We start from the raw sequence: 15,772 nt of genomic DNA, 5'->3' as shown, positions 1-15,772 counted from the left end.
GCGGCGGCCGCCGGACGGGCCGGTGCCGCGCCAGCGGACCCTACCGTGTCCGCGGGGCCGTCGGGGTGACGCCACGTGCGGCGCGGGAAGCCTTCGCCGGGCGTGCGGAACCGTTTCCGCGGCGGAGGCGGATCCGGCCGCCGTCCATGGCCGGTTCCGGTTCTGTCGATGCCGTGAAGGGGCTGTGTTCGGACGGAGCCGGGCCGAGTACGACCGAACCGCTCCGCCGTCCGCGGGCCGTGTCGTAGCCTGACGCGGACGCGGCAGGGCCGCGATCCGACCGGCGGGAGGGGAAGCATGAACAGGCTTGTGCGCAAAGCGCGTTGGCTTGGAGCGGTGGCGGCGGCAGGGGCACTGCTGCTGACCGGGACGGAGACCGCGGCCGCGGCGCCCGAGAGCCCGCCGGTCAGCGCGGCCCGGGCCGTCCCGACGGCGGACACCCTGGCGTTCGGCGGCACGGCCGAGTCGTTCGCCGTCGTCCCGGACGGCACCCGCGTCTACGCGGTGGTCGGCCACGCCGTCGACCCCGGCCACTCGGCCCGGGTCGTCCGCAGCATCGACACCCGTACCGGGGCGAGCACCGACCTGCTCACCGTCACCGGCTTCGACAGCGTCGGCCGTCCGACCGTCAGCCCGGACGGCAGCCGGGTCTACGTGACCGTCGACTGGGACCTGCTGACCTTCGACGCCGCGACCGGACAGCAGCTCGCCCGGGTCGCCACGCCCGACCAGCCCCGCCCCGGGGCCATGACCAAGGGCGCACTGAACGGGGTGACCGTCAGCCCGGACGGAACCCGGGTGTACCTGTCCCAGTACGGCCCCTGGGGCGTGCGCCTGGGCAGCCGGGCCGGCCGCGTCCTCGCCTACGACCCCGCCACCCGGACCTTCACCGGCGGCGTGACCCTCACCGGCTACACCGTCGGCCGGGTGGTGCTCGGCCCCGACGCCACCGACGCCTGGGTCGGCACCGCGGACAACCTCTACCACCTGGACGTCGAGGGCGCCGCCCCGGAGGTCGTCGACCCGGTGGCGGACTTCGGCTCCGCCGAGGAGATCGTGCTCGCCGCCGACGGCCGCACCGTCTACGCGAGCGGCTACCGCGACTACGGCACCGTCACCGCCGACATCCTGGACCCGGAGACGAACACCTTCCGGTCCGCCTTCGGCCTCGGGGCCTTCGCCGACGGCCCCCGGCTGCTCGGGACGAGCCCGGACTCCGGCCGGGTCCACGTGTTCACCGGCGCGAGGACCCCGCAGTCCGCACTGCTGTCGTACGACCCCGCGACCGGCGCGGCCGTTCCCGGCGAGACCGTCACCGGCTTCGGCCTGGACTCCGTCGTCCAGGTCCAGCTCGGCGCGGACGGCCGCACCCTCTACCTGGCCGGGCTCAAGGGCGGGGACTCCGTTCTGCGGACCGTCCGCTTCTAGGGGTTCGCCGAGCGGAGCCCGGCGAGAACGGGCCCGACGAGAACGGGCCCGACGAGAACGGGCCCGACGAGAACGGGCCCGGCAGCCGGCGCCGGAGCGCCGCCGTGCCGGGCCCGGGGAGGGCGGGTCAGCGGGCCTGGGCGGCCTTCGCCTCCTTGGCGGCCTTGGCGGCGGCCTCGGCGGCCTCCTTCTCGTGCTTCTCCTTGATCCGGGCGGTCTCCTTGCGGAGGTCCACCTGGTTGGCGCGCTCGTGCTGGAGCCAGAGCGGGTTCTCGGCCCGGAGGGCCTCGATCTGCTCGGTGGTCAGCGCCTCGGTCACGCCGCCGCGGGCCAGGCCGGAGATCGAGATGCCGAGCCGGGCGGCGACCACCGGGCGGGGGTGCGGGCCGTTCTTGCGCAGGTCCTGGAGCCACTGCGGCGGCTCGGCCTGCAGCGCGTTCAGCTCCTCGCGGGAGACCACGCCCTCCTGGAAGTCGGTCGGCGCGGCGTCGAGGTAGATCCCCAGCTTCTTGGCCGCCGTGGCCGGCTTCATGGTCTGGCTGGTCTTCTGCTTGAGCGATGTCATGGTGACAAGGGTAAGGGAGTGCGCGGGCGCTCCCGGTCACGGTCGGTAGCCTTGCCCTGTGACAGACATGCAGGTGAACCCGACCTTCCGGCTCGTGTACGTCCCGGGCGTGACCCCCGGCAAATGGGTCCGGGTCTGGGAGGAGCGGCTCCCGGACGTGCCGCTGGACCTCCTCGCGGTCGAGTCCGGCGACGCCGAGCGGACCCTCCGCGAGGGCGGCGCGGACGCCGGGCTGGTCCGGCTGCCGGTCGACAAGGACGTGCTGAGCGCGATCCCGCTCTACACCGAGACCACCGTCGTGGTCTTCCCCAAGGACCACTGGCTCGCCGCCGCCGAGGAGGCCTCGGTGGCGGACCTGGCCGATGAGGTGGTCTTCCACCCGCTCGACGACACCCTGGGCCTCACCGCCGACACCCTGCCCGGGCGCCCCGCCGTCGCCCGTCCGGACAGCACCGCGGACGCGGTCGAGCTGGTCGCGGCGAACGTCGGCGTACTCCTGGTGCCGCAGTCCCTGGCCCGGCTGCACCACCGCCGGGACCTCACCTTCCGGCCGGTGGCGGACGTGCCGCAGTCCCAGGTGGCGCTGTCCTGGCCGCAGGAGCGGACGACGGACCTGGTGGAGGAGTTCATCGGGATCGTCCGCGGCCGCACGGTCAACAGCTCGCGCGGCCGCGGGGCCGGGCAGGCGGCTCCGGAGGCGCAGCCGAAGAAGGCGGCGGCGGGCCGGGGCAAGCCGCAGCCGCAGCGGTCCGGCGGGCAGAAGGGCGGTGCGCAGAAGGCGGGCGGCCAGAAGTCCGGCGGGCAGCGGGCCGGGGCGCCGAAGGCCGGGGGAGCCAAGGCCGGCGGGCGGGGCGCGGCGGCCCGGCGCGGCAGGCCCAAGCGGTGACCGTGGCGTAGCGTCTGCCCCGTTCGCAGCCGTCGAGGCGGGAGGAGCGGGGCAGTGTGGCACGACCTGATGGCCGTCCAGATTCCGATCGTGGAGAAGGTCCTCCGCACGATCGCCGTCTACGTGCTGATCCTGGTGCTGTTCCGGCTCGCCGGGAAGCGCGGGCTGGCGGGGCTGAACACCTTCGACATGGTGGTCGTCTTCCTGCTCTCCAACGTGGTGCAGAACGCCATCATCGGCAATGACAACAGCCTGCTCGGCGGCGCGATCGGGGCGGTGACCCTGATCGCGGTGAACGCCGCCGTCACCCGCTGGCTCGCGCGCGATCCGAGGGCCGCCCGGATCCTGGAGGGCCGGCCCACCACCGTGGTGAAGGACGGCAAGCTGGTCGCCGGCGCGCTGCACAGCCTGGCGCTGCGCCCGTCCGAGCTGGAGCACGCCATCCGGATCCAGAACGGCGACAAGGTCGGCGACGTCGCCCGGGCCCGGCTGGAGCCGGACGGACAGCTGCTGGTCTCCCTCAAGGCGGGCGAGCAGAGCGCCACCCGGAGCGACGTCGAGGACCTGCGGCGCCGGCTGGAGGAGATCGAGCGGCTGCTCACCGCCATCGCCGCCGACCGGCGCCCGCCCGGCTGACCGCCGCCCGGGCCACCGGCCCCGCCCCGACAGGCGCTGGAACCGACAGGCGCTGGAACCGACGGGCCCCCGGCCCCGACAGGCCGTGGAACCCGGAGGCCCTGGAGAGCCGGGGGACGGTCACGGGTGGGCGTCCGCCGGCCGTTCGGCCCCGGCACGCCGGCGCCGCGAGGCGCCGAGGGCCACGGCGGCGGCCAGGGCGAAGCCGAGGGCGGCGGCGAGGAGGTGCCCGACGGTGGTGAAGCCCGGGAGGGGGCCGGGCCAGTCGCCGCCGGAGAGCGGCCAGGCGACGACGAAGGCGGCCCAGGGCAGCCGGGCCCGGCGGGGCGCGGCGAGGGTGGCGAGGGCGAGGACGGTCTGGGCGCCGTAGCTGATGCCGTAGTCCGAGGCCCCGCGGACGCTCTCCGGGTACCAGCCGTGGCGCAGGGCGAGCAGGATCACCGCGGCGGTGATCAGGGTGGCGCCGATGTGCCCGCCGAGGAACACGGCGGCGGCGCGCAGGCCGCCGAAGCGGCGCTCGGTCCAGGCGAGGCAGCAGCAGACGCCGAGGCCCAGGGTGATCAGGGTGCTGCCGAAGCCGGTGGAGAGGATCTCGGTGAGGGTGCCGTCGAAGAGCAGCGCGCTGCCGAGCAGGGCGCTGACCGGGTGGTCGTGCAGGTTGTCGAGGTTGGTGCTGATGTGGTCGCGCAGCGCGTCCGCGCGGTCCGCGGCGAGCAGGTTCTCGACCCAGACGTGCCCGAGCAGGAGCAGGACGACGTAGCCGAAGGTCAGCGGCGAGCGGCGCGGGTACGTCCGGGCGGCGCGCAGCAGCCCGGTCAGGAGCCCCGAGGGGGTTCGAGCGTTCATGGTCTGGTGGCGTCCCGGTCGAGCGGCGTGGTTCCGGCCGGCGCCCGTGCGGCCGGCCACGCCGGGACAGTACCGAAGCCGGGTCGGGATCCGGTCGGCGGACCCGGCGCGGACGGCGTCGGAGCCCGGTCGCCGTCCGGTCAGCGGACCCGGCGGGTGAGTGTCGCGGTGAAGGGCCGGGGCGTGAGGGAGGAGCCGCGGGTGGGGCGGACGGGCCGGCCGGGGGTGGGGGCGATGGTCCAGCGGGCGGCGATGGTGGCGATGGCGAGGACGGCCTCGGTGGTGCCGAAGACGTCGCCGATGCAGCGGCGGGCGCCGAGGCCGAAGGGCGCGTAGGTGCCGGGTGCGGGGCGGGCGGTGGTGAGCCAGCGGTCGGGGTCGAAGCGGTCGGGGCGGGGGAAGAGGTCGGCCCGGCGGTGCAGCAGGTAGGGGCTGTAGAGCAGGGTGGCGCCGGCCGGGATGCGGTGGCCGCCGAGTTCGGTGTCGGCGGTGGCGGTGCGGCTGAGGATCCAGGGCGGCGGGTAGAGCCGCAGGGTCTCGCTGACGATCCGGGCGGTGAGCGGCAGGGCCGGCAGGTCCTCGTGGCGGGCGGGCCGGCCGTCCAGGACGGTGTCGAGTTCGGCGTGCAGCCGCATCCGGACGGCCGGGTTGGCGGCGAGCAGCGTCCAGGCCCAGGAGAGGGTGGCGGCGGTGGTCTCCGTGCCGGCCAGCAGGAAGGTGACCACCTGCTCGTGGACCTCGGCGTCGGTCAGGCCCCGGCCGTCCTCGTCCGTGGCGTCGAGCAGCGTGGAGAGCAGGTCGTGCCGGTCGGTGCCGGCGGCGCGGTGGTCGGCGATCAGCCGCCGGGTGATCTCCCGCAGGTCCTGCCGGGCGCGGCGGAAGCGGTGGTTGCCGGGGGTGGGGAGGCGGTCGGCGCCGGGCAGCGGCAGCATCACCCGACGGCCGACGCCGCGGGTGACGGCGTCGATGGAGCGGCGCACCGGCAGCGTGCCGGCCCGTTCGTGCGCGGCGAACAGGCAGCGGGCGGTGACGGCGGTGGAGAGGCGGTGCATCGCGGTGGGGACGTCGATCACGTCGCCGTCGCGCCAGCGGGCGGTGGCGCCGTCGATCTCCTCGGCCATCAGCGCGGCGTAGCCGGGCAGCCGGTCGCGGTGGAACGCGGGCTGCAGCATGCGGCGCTGGCGCCGGTGGGCGGCGGCGGGGCAGGTGGCGAGGCCGTTGCCGAGGACCTCCCGGGCCTTGTCGAGGAGGGGCCCGCCCTTGTCGAAGGTGCGGTCGTCGGCGAGCAGCCGGCGGACCAGCTCGGGGTGGCAGACCACGTACGCGTGGAGCGGGCCGAGCCGCAGCCGGACGAGGTCGCCGTGGGCGGGCAGGCCGGCGACGAACTCGTGCGGGTGGTGGAGGAGGGCGGGGGCGTGGCCGAGCAGCGGGAGGCCGCCGGGGGCGGTGGCCGCGGTGAACCGGGTGGTCGGGAAGAAGGGGGTCGGCACGGGCGTCACCTTGGTTGGGGCGGGAGGACCGGGACGAATCGCGAACGTGATCTTTCCCGGCGGCGTGCGGCGAAACGATCGTGGACGGGCGGACGGGGTGAACGCGGGGGCGCGGGCCGAACGGTCGTGCGCCCTCGAAGATTTGATGGAGCGTTTACCCGTCGGGGTCGACCCCGGTCGGGCGCCGGCCGCCGGCCGTGCCTACACTCGAAGCCCTGCGAGATTACCGGTCAGTAGAACCGGGCAGGTACGACCAACCGGTGCGATCGTCGGACGGTGGAACGTCCGGCAGGGAGTGGGGAGTTCGGATGACCGACGAGCGGGTCCACGCGTTCGCCGACGACGCCCTGGGCGCCCACGACGCGGTGGCGCTCGCCGCGCTGGTCCGGGCCGGCGCGGTCAACCCGAGGGAACTGGTCGGCGCGGCCGCCGACCGGGCCGCGCGGGTGGACGGCGCGCTGCTGCCCGTCGCCCATGCTTCGTACGACAAACCGCGGATCAGCCGGGAGGGGATCGGCGGTCCGCTCTGGGGCGTACCGACCTACCTCAAGGACAACGTGGACCTGCGCGGCCTGCCGACCGCGATGGGCAGCGAGGCCTACCGCGCCCGCCCGGCCCGCCGCAACGCGCGCTTCACCGACCAGTTCCTCTCCACCGGCCTGGCCGTCCTCGGCAAGACCAGACTGCCCGAGTTCGGCCTCAACGCCTCCACCGAGTTCGCCACCGCCCAGCCGGTGCGCAACCCCTGGAAGCCCTCGCACTCGCCCGGCGCCTCCTCGGGCGGCGCGGCGGCCCTGGTGGCCGCCGGCGTGGTGCCGATCGCGCACGCCAACGACGGCGGCGGCTCGATCCGCATCCCGGCGGCCTGCTGCGGGCTGGTCGGGCTCAAGCCCACCCGGGGCCGGCTGGTCACCAACGCCCAGAGCGGCAAACTGCCGATCGACCTGGTCACCGACGGCGTGCTGACCCGCTCGGTGCGCGACACCGCCGCCTTCTTCGCCGCCGCCGAGCGGCACCGCGGCAACCCCGGGCTGCCCCCGCTCGGCCTGGTCGAGGGACCGGGCGACCGGCGGCTGCGGATCGGCCTGGTGGTGGACTCGCCGATCGCCAAGACCGACGGGCCGACCCGGCAGGTGGTCGAGGAGACCGCCGCCCGGCTGGAGGCGATGGGCCACCTGGTCGAGCCGACCGCACTGCCCTTCGGCGAGGAGTTCTCCCGCGACTTCGTCAGCTACTGGGGCTACATCGCCTGGGCCATCGCCGCCACCGGCCGGCTGCTGATCGACCCGAGCTTCCGGGCCGGGAAGCTGGACGGGCTGACCACCGGACTGCGCCGCCGGTTCCGGGCGGAGTTCCCGCAGACCCCCGGCGTGCTGCGGCGGCTGCGCCGGGCCGAGGGCGTGTACGCGCGGATCTTCCGCGACCACGACGTGATCCTCTCCCCGGTGCTCGCCCACACCGCCCCGCCGATCGGGTACCTGAGCCCGAACGTGGACTTCGACGAGCTGATGGACCGGCTGATGCGCTACGTCGCCTTCACCCCGGTCAACAACGTGACCGGCGGCCCGGGCATCGCGCTGCCGGCGGGCTCCGAGCCCGGCGGGCTCCCGGTCGGGGTGCACCTGTCGGCGGCGCACGGGCAGGAGCGGCTGCTGCTGGAGCTGGCCTTCGCGCTGGAGGCGGACCGGCCCTGGCGGCGGATCCAGGACTGAACCCGGCGGGGCGCACCCGGCGGCTCCGGGACCGAACCCGCGGGTCGGGGATCGAATGCCGAGGCTCCGGGATCGAACGCCGAGGCTCCGGGACCGGATGCTGCGGCTCCGGGGCCGGCCGCGCTCAGGGCGCCGGCGCGGGGGTTCGGGGCATCGGCGCCACCACCGACCGGGCGGCGCGCACCTCGTGGTGGAGCCGGGCCAGCGCGCAGTCCGGCGCCAGCGCGTCCGGCTCCGCCGCCGGCGGCGGCCCACCGGTGCGCAGCGCCTCGGCCAGGCCGGTCAGCTCCCGGGTGACGGTGGCGACCTCGGCGGCGGTCGGCACCGGAGCGCCGTGCTCGATCCGCACCCGGGTGGCGGTGGTGGTGTCCACGATCCGCTCGACCGCGATCACCACCGGCCAGCAGGCCTCCGCCCGGGTGCCGACCGGCGGCGGCTCGGTGAGCGCCCGCTGGAACTCGCTGCGCACGGTGGACAGGTCCCGGTAGAGGCGGCGCCGGTAGCGGGCGCGGGCCGGTTCGTCCCGTCCGGGCGCGGTGGCGAGGGCCAGCGACATGTACGAGGCGGTGTCCTGGACGGCGTCGGCGAGCCGGTCGCCGATCCGGGTGTGCCAGGAGTCCGGCCACAGCAGGTAGCCGACCAGCAGCGCGATGCCGCAGCCGATCAGCGAGTCGTAGAGCCGGGGCGGCACCAGGTGGAAGCCCTGGTGGTTGAGCAGGTCGGAGAGCAGCAGGATCACCGGGGTGATGGCCGCGGTCTGGAAGGCGTACCCCTTGGCGGACAGGGCCGGGATCAGGGCCGCCAGTGCCGCCATCACCGGGACGTCCCACCAGCCGTGCGGCACCTCGGCCAGGACCGGGACGGCGATCAGCAGCCCGGCGGCGGTGCCGAGCGCGCGCAGCACCGCGCGGGAGAACACCGAGCCGAAGTCGGGCTTCATCACGAAGGTCACGGTCAGCGTCACCCAGTACGAGCGGGGCACCTCGATCACCGAGACCAGCACCTGTGCCAGCCCGATGCACAGTGCCAGCCGCAGCCCGTACCGCCAGGAGGCGCCGGACAGCAGCAGTGCCCTGGTCGCCCGCCGGGCCCGGACCTCGATCCCGGCGGGGCGGCCCAGCCGGTCGCCGGTGGCGTACGGGTCGGGTGCGGCCTCGTGCACGACCACGGCGGCGTGCCCGATCGCCTGGACCAGCGCGCGGGTGGACGGGCCGGCCGGGACCGGCAGGCCGAGCGGCGGGGGCGGGCCGGTGCGGTTCTGCTCGACGGCGTCGGCCAGTGCGCGCACGGCGGCCGGGTAGCCGGCGGCCAGCGGGCCGAACTCGGGCGGGCGCAGGTGGGCCGCCGAGGCCGCCTCGACCACCGGGATCACCGCGTTGAGCTGGGCGAGCAGCCGTACCAGGGTGGGTGAGCGGCCGTGCCGGCGGGCCCGGCGGGCGAGCAGCAGGTCGTAGGACTGGTTGAGCGACCGGGTGAGTTCGCGGCGGCGTCCGTCGTACTCCGGTGTGCCGGCCGCCTCCAACAGGTCGGCGACCGCCCGGTAGGTGCCGGCCACCACCGCCCGCTCGGGGACGCCCACGCGCAGCGGCCAGGCGAGCAGGGTCAGGGCGAGCACCACCAGGCCGCCGAGCAGCAGCAGGGCGGGCGGCAGCCACCAGGGGGAGGGCAGTGGCAGCCCGGCCCCGACGACCGCGTTGAGCAGCAGGAGCAGTCCGGAGACGGAGGCGACGGCGCCGATCGAGGAGATCATGCCGGAGACCAGCGCGACGACGGTCACCGTCGCGACGGCCGTCCAGCCGGCGCCGAACACCAGGGTGCCGAGCAGCATCCCCAGGGCGCCGAACAGCTGGGGCACGGCGATGTTGTAGACCCGCATCCGGTACGCGTCGGCGGTGTCCCCGATGACTCCGGACAGCGCGCCCATCGACACCAGTGCGCCGTAGGCGGGCCGCCCGGTGGCGGTGCTCACCGCGAGCGGGGCGGCGAGGGCGACGGACGCGCGGGCGACCGCGGCCCAGGGGACGGGCGCGGCCCGGGGCCGCAGACCCTCGGTCAGCCACGGGGGAGCCGTCAGCGCGGGTGCCATGAGCCCAACGTACGGCCGGCCCGACCGGTTCACCGTGCGCGCGAATATGTCAATTCCAGAAACATACCCGCTCTTATGTCAGTCTCCGAAACATAAAGCGAACCCCGAGAGGCGTCGTGAGCTGCGTTGATTTCCCAATCGGTAACCCGCAGGAAAGGGTTGACACCATTAGTTGGTCTAGTCCAACGTATGGGGAGCGCGGTTCGGCAAAGGCTGATGCGGGGTTAGGTGCCTTGCCGGACGGGAGAGTTGGCCCCCTGACGTGGCGCTGTTCCGCGCCCGCGGGCCGTGGCGAGAAGGACCGTATGCGGACGGCCCTCCGGGCCGCACTCGAATTCCTGTTGCGGCCGGTGGCCGGCCGTCGACTCGCCGTGCCCGCATCGAGCCCGCGAGGAAGCGCTGCGTCGACTACGAACCATGGAGTGACTGCCCATGCCGAGCCCTGCCGAACACCCCGACGGACCCGACGGGGAATACCTGTACCGGGCCGCGTCGCAGCGCCCCTACTTCAGTGCCGACACCGAGAGCTACCTCGCCCCGACCGCGCTGCGCGAGGTCCGCAAGAAGCACCCGCTGCGGGTGCTCTCGGAGGAGGACCACGCGTTCTGGCGGACCTACGGCTACGTGGTGGTGAAGCAGGCGATCCCGGCCGGGGCCGCGCGCCGACTGCTCGACTTCGCCTGGGAGTTCCAGGGCCTGTCGCCGGACCGCCCCGAGGACTGGTACCGCGAGCGCGAGTACCGCGACGAACTCGACCGGCACCTGCACGTCTACGGCTTCGTCGAGGCCTACCACCACCAGCTCATCTGGGACAGCCGCCAGTCGCAGCGCGTCTACGACGCCTTCGTGGACGTGTGGGACTGCGAGGAGCTCTGGGTCACCCTCGACCGGCTCAACCTCAACCCGCCGAACGTCCGCAACCGCGACCGCGCGCTGATCGAGCCCACCGACCGCGGCTTCGACATCGAGCTGCACTGGGACGTCGACACCACCCGGGACATGCTGCCGCAGCGCGTCCAGGGCATCATCGCGCTCAACGACACCGCCCCCGACCACGGCGGCTTCCAGTGCGACCCGGAGCTGTTCCGCCGCTTCGACGAGTGGCGGGCCGCCCAGCCGGCCGACCGCGACCCGATCCGCCCGGACGTCGACCGCGCCGAGTTCCCGGTCGTACGGCCCGAGTTGGAGGCCGGTGACCTGCTGATCTGGAACGGCCTGCTCGCCCACGGCGTGGCGCCCAACACCTCCGCGGGCGGTGTGCGCGCGGTGCAGTACCTGTCGATGATGCCCGCGCTGGAGGAGTCCGAGAAGCTGCGCCGCTCCCGGGTGGAGTCCTGGCGCACGCTCGGCACGCCGGACTGGAACCGCACGCTGGTCGGCGACGCCGACCGGCCCGAGGCGAAGCGCTACGGAACCGCCGAACTCACCGAACTGGGGGAGAAGTTGCTCGGCCTGCGGTCCTGGAGCGGCAAGCCGTTCGACGAATGCGGGGACACGGGGGAGCGGGAATGCGCGACGTCTGCCTGACCCTGCCCACCAACCGCGCCTGCGCGGACACCATCACCGCGATCGGCGCCGAAGCCGCCCACGCCGTACGGCGGTTCGGCGTCCGGGTGCACCTGCTGGTGCTGGACTCCGCCGAGCCCGCGGACCGTGCCCGGCACGCCGGGGCCCTCGCCGGCCTGCCGGCCGTCGACGGCGTGGTCGTCCACCACCTGGACGAGGACGCCCAGCGCGCCTTCCTGCGCGAGGTGATCGACGCATCCGGCGCGGCCGACCCGGACCGGCTGCTGCGCCTGATGCTGCCCGACGCCGTCTCCTACGGCGCCTGCACCAACCGGGCGTTCCTGCTGGCCGCGGCGCTCGGCTGCGAGTCGGTGCACCGCCGGGACTCCGACAGCCGCTACCAACTGCTCGACGGCGAAGCGGTGTTCCCGATCGAGCACGAGCTGGCCACGCTCGGGCTGAAGGCCGCCGACGCGGCCGCCGCCGTCACCGAGAACACCCTCGACGCGGCGCACGCGGACAAGCCGGTCGCACTGGTCGGCGCCTCCTTCGTAGGTGAACTCTCCGTCGACGTCGGCGAGATCCGTGAACTCGACCCCGAGGTCCACCACGACGTGGTCGCGCTCTGGGCGCCCACCGGCGCGAGCGAGGAGGAGAAGCGCGAACTCGTCGCCGAGTCCTTCACCGGAGGCGGCACCGAGCCCTTCACCGCCGACCGCGCGGTGCTCGACCTGCCCGACATCTGGCACATCGACATGTGCAACATCGGCCTCCACCACGAGGTCTACGAACGGGTGCCGCTGCCGCCCGCCACCGACACCATCGGCAGCGACTACTTCCTGCACCACCTGGTGCGCGACGCGACCCTGCCGGGCGTCACCCACAACCGCCACATCGTCAACTACCACACCCCGGAACGGCGCACCGGCCCCGGCTTCACCGCCTACCAGCTGCGCTACGCCAAGTTCCTGCTCTCCATGCTCTACCTCTACCCGGTCTACTCCGAGATGGAGGCGGCCGGCGGCGCCCTGCTGGACGAACAGCACCGCGTCCGCCCCGAACCGATCGCCGAATCCGCCCGTCGCAGCGCCGCGACGGACCGCGCGGAGAACCACCGCAGGCTCGCCGAACTCGACCGCTGCTACCGACGCCTCGGCGGAAAGTACGCCGAGTTCGCGGACCACCTGGCGCCCCTGCGGGCACGCCTGCTCGACGAGGCGCAGACGGACATCGAGGACTTCGCAGCGCTGATCGACGCGTGGGGCCCGCTGGTGCGGGCGAGCAGGGCCACCCCCGTCGACCGGCGGCCACGCTAGCCGGACGGGGAACTCCACGTGATACGCCAGACCACCAGCCATGCCACCGGCCACACCACCGGCCATGCCACCAGCCATGCGGCCGGCCACCCCGGCGGCCGCGCCGGCGGCCACAGCGCCGCCCACCCGCCCGCCCACCGTGCCCCGGCCGTCTCCGCGGTGCACACCGAGACGCGCCGCGCCGACGAGCACGACCGCACCGCGCTGCGCGCCGCACTCGCCGCCGCCACCGACGACCGGATCATCTACGACCTCGACGGCATCGGCCGCCAGTACGCCGCGCTCCGCGCCGAACTGCCCGGCGTGGCCGTCCGCTTCGCGATGAAGGCCTGCCCGGTGGACGAGGTGCTGGACCACCTCGCCGCCCTCGGCTCGGGCTTCGACGCGGCGAGCCCGCAGGAGATCGCCCAGGCGCTGCGCACCGGCGTGCCGCCCGAACTGATCCACTACGGCAACACCGTCAAGTCCGACCGCAACATCGCCGAGGCCCACCGGCTGGGCGTGCGGGACTTCGCCACCGACAGCCTGGAGGACGTCGCGGCGATCGCCGAACACGCCCCCGGCGCACGGGTGTTCTGCCGCATCGCGACCACCGGCGAGGGCGCGCTGTGGGGCCTGAGTCACAAGTTCGGCTGCTCGCCCGAGGACGCCGTGCGGGTGCTCGACGCCGCCCGCACCGCCGGGCTCGTGCCGTCCGGACTGTCGGTGCACGTCGGCTCCCAGCAGATGACCGCCGAGGCCTGGAGCGCCGCCGTCGAGTCGCTGGCTGCCGTACTGGAGGCGCTCAACTGGCGTGGCATCACCCCGACCCGGATCAACCTCGGCGGCGGCCTGCCCGCCCTCGGCGTCCTCGACCGCGGCGGACGCCCGCTCGACCCGCCGCTGGACAAGATGTTCGCGGTGATCCGCGAGGGCATGGAGCGGCTGAGCGCCGTCAACGCCGGGCCGCTGGAGTTCCTGCTGGAGCCCGGGCGGCACCTGGTCGCCGACCACGGCGCGATCCGCGCGCACGTCTCCCGGCTCACCTCCCGCCACCGCCCCGACGGCACCCGGGAGGACTGGCTCTACCTCAGCTGCGGCAAGTTCAACGGCCTGTACGAGATGGACCAGCTCCAGTACCGGCTGGAGTTCCCCACCCACCCCGGCGGTCAGTTCGTCAACGCCGTGGTGGCCGGCCCGACCTGCGACAGCGACGACGCGTACGCCCAGGAGGGCGGCCTGGTGCGCGTCCCGCGCGCGATCGGCTCCGGCGAACCGGTCTGGATCCACTCCTGCGGCGCGTACGCCACCGCCTACGCCACCCAGGGGTTCAACGGCTTCGCGCCACTGCCGTACAGCTGCATCGGCGGGCGCCGCGAGGGAGGAGAGAGATGAGCGAGTACCGCATCCGGCTGCTCCGGGAGGAGGACTGGGACGCCGTGGTCGCGCTGGAGGAGCGCGCCTACGCCGCCAGCGGCCTGTCCGAGGGCCGCGAGGCGCTGCGCTCCCGGCACCGGGCCTCGCCGGACACCTGCTTCGTGCTGGAGCACCCGGGCGGCCTCGGCGGCTACCTGCTCGCCCTGCCGTACCCGCTGTTCCGCTGCCCTGACCTCGGCCGCGGCGAGGACGGGGCCGACGCGGGCGAGCGGCCGACCAACATGCACGCCCACGACCTGGTGATCTCCGAGGACCTGCGCGGCCGGGGCCTGTCCCTGCGGCTGCTGCGGCACCTGGAGCACACCGCCCGGACGGCCGGCTACCGGAGCGCCTCGCTGGTCGCCGTCCGCGGTTCGCACGTGCTGTGGACCCCGCTGGGCTACCGCGCCCGGCCCGAGATCGACCTGCCCGAGAGCTACGGCACCCGGGCGGTCTACATGGCGATGCCGCTGGACGCCGTCCCGGTCCGGCCGCTGCCGCACTCCACCGCGATCCGCGGGCCGTACCCCAGAGCCGAAGTGGGCTGATACCGATGTCCCCCGTTCGCGACGACTTCCGCCGGTCCCAAGTGGCCATCGGCGCCCTGTTCTTCGTCCTCGGATTCCAGTACGCGACCTGGGTCTCCCGGGTACCCGCGCTCAAGGCCCGGCTCGACCTGGGCGAGGCCCAGATCGGCCTGCTGCTGATGACCTGCGGAATCGGCGCGGCGGTGTCCTTCCCCCTGGTCGCGGTGCTGACCCGGCGGCTCGGCTCCCGCCTGCTCTCGGTACTGTCCGCGCTCGCTCTCGGCGTGATCCTGCTCGCCCTGTCGGTGGTGCCGAACTACCCCGTGATGCTGCTGGTGCTGTTCCTCGACGGCGTCGCGGTCGGCTGCCTGAACGTCGCGATGAACGCCCAGGGTGCCGCGCTGGAGGCCCGCTTCGAGCGGGCCACGATGTCCCGGCTGCACGCCACCTTCAGCGCCGGTTCGCTGCTCGCCGCCCTGCTGGCCTCGGGCGTCACCTCCGTCACCGGCACCCTGGCGGTGCACTTCGGGGTGGCCGCCGCGCTGCTCGCGGTGCTGGTCGTGGCGGCCCGGCCGGGGCTGCTGGCGGACCGGCCGGCCGAATCCGCCGAACCGGAGGAGAGGAAGCGGCGCCGCGGCTTCGTGCTGCCGACCGTCGCGACCCTCTGGATGGGCCTGGCGATGGTGTTCGGCACCGTCACCGAGGGCGCCATGAACGACTGGTCGGCGCTCTACCTCAAGGACTACGTGCACGCCGGCGCCGGGCTCGCCCCGATGGGCATCGCGGTGGTCTCGGTGATGATGGTCTGCGCCCGGATCTTCGCGGACGGCTGGCGCACCCGCTTCGGCGACGGCCGGATCGTGCGCACCGGCAGCCTGCTGGCCGGCCTCGGACTCGCCCTGGCCCTGGCGGTCGGCGGCGTGGTCCCGACCCTGCTCGGCTTCGCCTGCGTCGGCCTCGGAGTGGCCGCGGTGACCCCGTGCGTCTACGTCGCCGCCGCCCGGCAGGGCGCCGACGCCCTCTCGCTGGTCGCCGCCATGGGCACCACCGGCCTGCTGGCCGGCCCCGCCGTGATCGGTTTCATCGCCGGCGCCACCAGCCTGCTCTGGGGCATGGCCGCCGTCGCCGCCTCGGCGGCCGTCGTCTCCCTCTGCGCCACCCGGATCCGCTGGCCCGGCCAGGACACCTCCGCCGCCCCCGCCGATCCGCTGCTCGCCGCCGACCCGAGCTGACCCCTCCCGCGGGACGCCCGGACGCCAACCCCTGACGCCCGCGTCAGGGCAAGCCGACCGGGGGCGACGGTGTCTGACGGGGCGTGGGGGAAGCGGGTCTTCTAGAGTCACGGGTGGTACGGCCGTGCGACTGTCGTGCGTCCGTAC

General features: G+C 74.6%; 13 protein-coding genes. 9 read left to right on the top strand and 4 right to left on the bottom strand.

What is annotated here, in order from left to right:
* The first annotated feature begins 297 nt into the window (after positions 1-297).
* Entirely contained in the window at positions 298-1,428 is a 1,131-nt protein-coding gene (locus ACFVGO_RS00185; RefSeq protein ID WP_380630414.1) for a YncE family protein, read from the top strand.
* A 127-nt stretch (positions 1,429-1,555) separates the two neighbouring features.
* Here ACFVGO_RS00185 and ACFVGO_RS00180 read toward each other — a convergent pair whose 3' ends face one another.
* Complete coding sequence (locus tag ACFVGO_RS00180; RefSeq protein WP_359898503.1) at positions 1,556-1,993, bottom strand: DUF5997 family protein; 438 nt, start codon at positions 1,991-1,993, stop codon at positions 1,556-1,558.
* A gap of 58 nt (positions 1,994-2,051) precedes the next feature.
* On the opposite strand from ACFVGO_RS00180, the gene ACFVGO_RS00175 reads away from it, so the two are divergent.
* Both ACFVGO_RS00175 and ACFVGO_RS00170 read left to right on the top strand, forming a co-directional pair.
* Positions 2,052-2,879, top strand: a complete 828-nt coding sequence (locus tag ACFVGO_RS00175) for a LysR family substrate-binding domain-containing protein (protein WP_380348938.1) — start codon at positions 2,052-2,054, stop codon at positions 2,877-2,879.
* Positions 2,880-2,933: 54 nt separating this feature from the next.
* Entirely contained in the window at positions 2,934-3,515 is a 582-nt protein-coding gene (locus ACFVGO_RS00170) for a YetF domain-containing protein (protein ID WP_359898504.1), read from the top strand.
* Positions 3,516-3,635: 120 nt separating this feature from the next.
* Here ACFVGO_RS00170 and ACFVGO_RS00165 read toward each other — a convergent pair whose 3' ends face one another.
* On the bottom strand, positions 3,636-4,361 hold the full coding sequence (locus ACFVGO_RS00165; protein WP_359898505.1) for a rhomboid-like protein: 726 nt from the start codon (positions 4,359-4,361) through the stop codon (positions 3,636-3,638).
* A 140-nt stretch (positions 4,362-4,501) separates the two neighbouring features.
* Positions 4,502-5,851 (bottom strand): cytochrome P450, encoded by a 1,350-nt coding sequence (locus ACFVGO_RS00160; RefSeq protein ID WP_359898506.1) that lies wholly within the window; start codon positions 5,849-5,851, stop codon positions 4,502-4,504.
* 308 nt (positions 5,852-6,159) lie between these two features.
* On the opposite strand from ACFVGO_RS00160, the gene ACFVGO_RS00155 reads away from it, so the two are divergent.
* Complete coding sequence (locus ACFVGO_RS00155; RefSeq protein ID WP_359898507.1) at positions 6,160-7,563, top strand: amidase; 1,404 nt, start codon at positions 6,160-6,162, stop codon at positions 7,561-7,563.
* Between the two features lie 124 nt (positions 7,564-7,687).
* Here ACFVGO_RS00155 and ACFVGO_RS00150 read toward each other — a convergent pair whose 3' ends face one another.
* Positions 7,688-9,649, bottom strand: coding sequence for an FUSC family protein (locus tag ACFVGO_RS00150; protein WP_380630413.1), 1,962 nt, complete (start codon positions 9,647-9,649; stop codon positions 7,688-7,690).
* A 432-nt stretch (positions 9,650-10,081) separates the two neighbouring features.
* On the opposite strand from ACFVGO_RS00150, the gene ACFVGO_RS00145 reads away from it, so the two are divergent.
* From ACFVGO_RS00145 to ACFVGO_RS00125, 5 genes are all read left to right on the top strand, one after another.
* The gene (locus ACFVGO_RS00145; RefSeq protein WP_380348933.1) at positions 10,082-11,176 is read left to right on the top strand and encodes a phytanoyl-CoA dioxygenase family protein; all 1,095 of its coding nucleotides are present in this window, start codon (positions 10,082-10,084) and stop codon (positions 11,174-11,176) included.
* The gene (locus tag ACFVGO_RS00140; protein ID WP_380630412.1) at positions 11,158-12,471 is read left to right on the top strand and encodes a DUF6271 family protein; all 1,314 of its coding nucleotides are present in this window, start codon (positions 11,158-11,160) and stop codon (positions 12,469-12,471) included. Before ACFVGO_RS00145 ends, ACFVGO_RS00140 begins: the two co-directional genes overlap by 19 nt.
* 204 nt (positions 12,472-12,675) lie before the next feature.
* On the top strand, positions 12,676-13,845 hold the full coding sequence (locus ACFVGO_RS00135; RefSeq protein ID WP_380630507.1) for a type III PLP-dependent enzyme: 1,170 nt from the start codon (positions 12,676-12,678) through the stop codon (positions 13,843-13,845).
* A complete protein-coding gene (locus tag ACFVGO_RS00130) occupies positions 13,842-14,414 on the top strand; it encodes a GNAT family N-acetyltransferase (protein WP_359898511.1) in 573 nt (190 codons plus the stop codon). The genes ACFVGO_RS00135 and ACFVGO_RS00130 overlap by 4 nt, the downstream gene beginning before the upstream one ends.
* Positions 14,415-14,419: 5 nt before the next feature.
* Positions 14,420-15,625 (top strand): MFS transporter, encoded by a 1,206-nt coding sequence (locus tag ACFVGO_RS00125; protein ID WP_359898512.1) that lies wholly within the window; start codon positions 14,420-14,422, stop codon positions 15,623-15,625.
* Positions 15,626-15,772: the final 147 nt, after the last annotated feature.

This window comes from Kitasatospora sp. NPDC057738, from assembly GCF_042798815.1.
GTDB classification, from domain to species: Bacteria; Actinomycetota; Actinomycetes; order Streptomycetales; family Streptomycetaceae; genus Kitasatospora; species Kitasatospora lactacystinica.
Note: the sequence above shows the minus strand (reverse complement) of the source record. Positions and strands in the feature narration are given on the sequence as shown.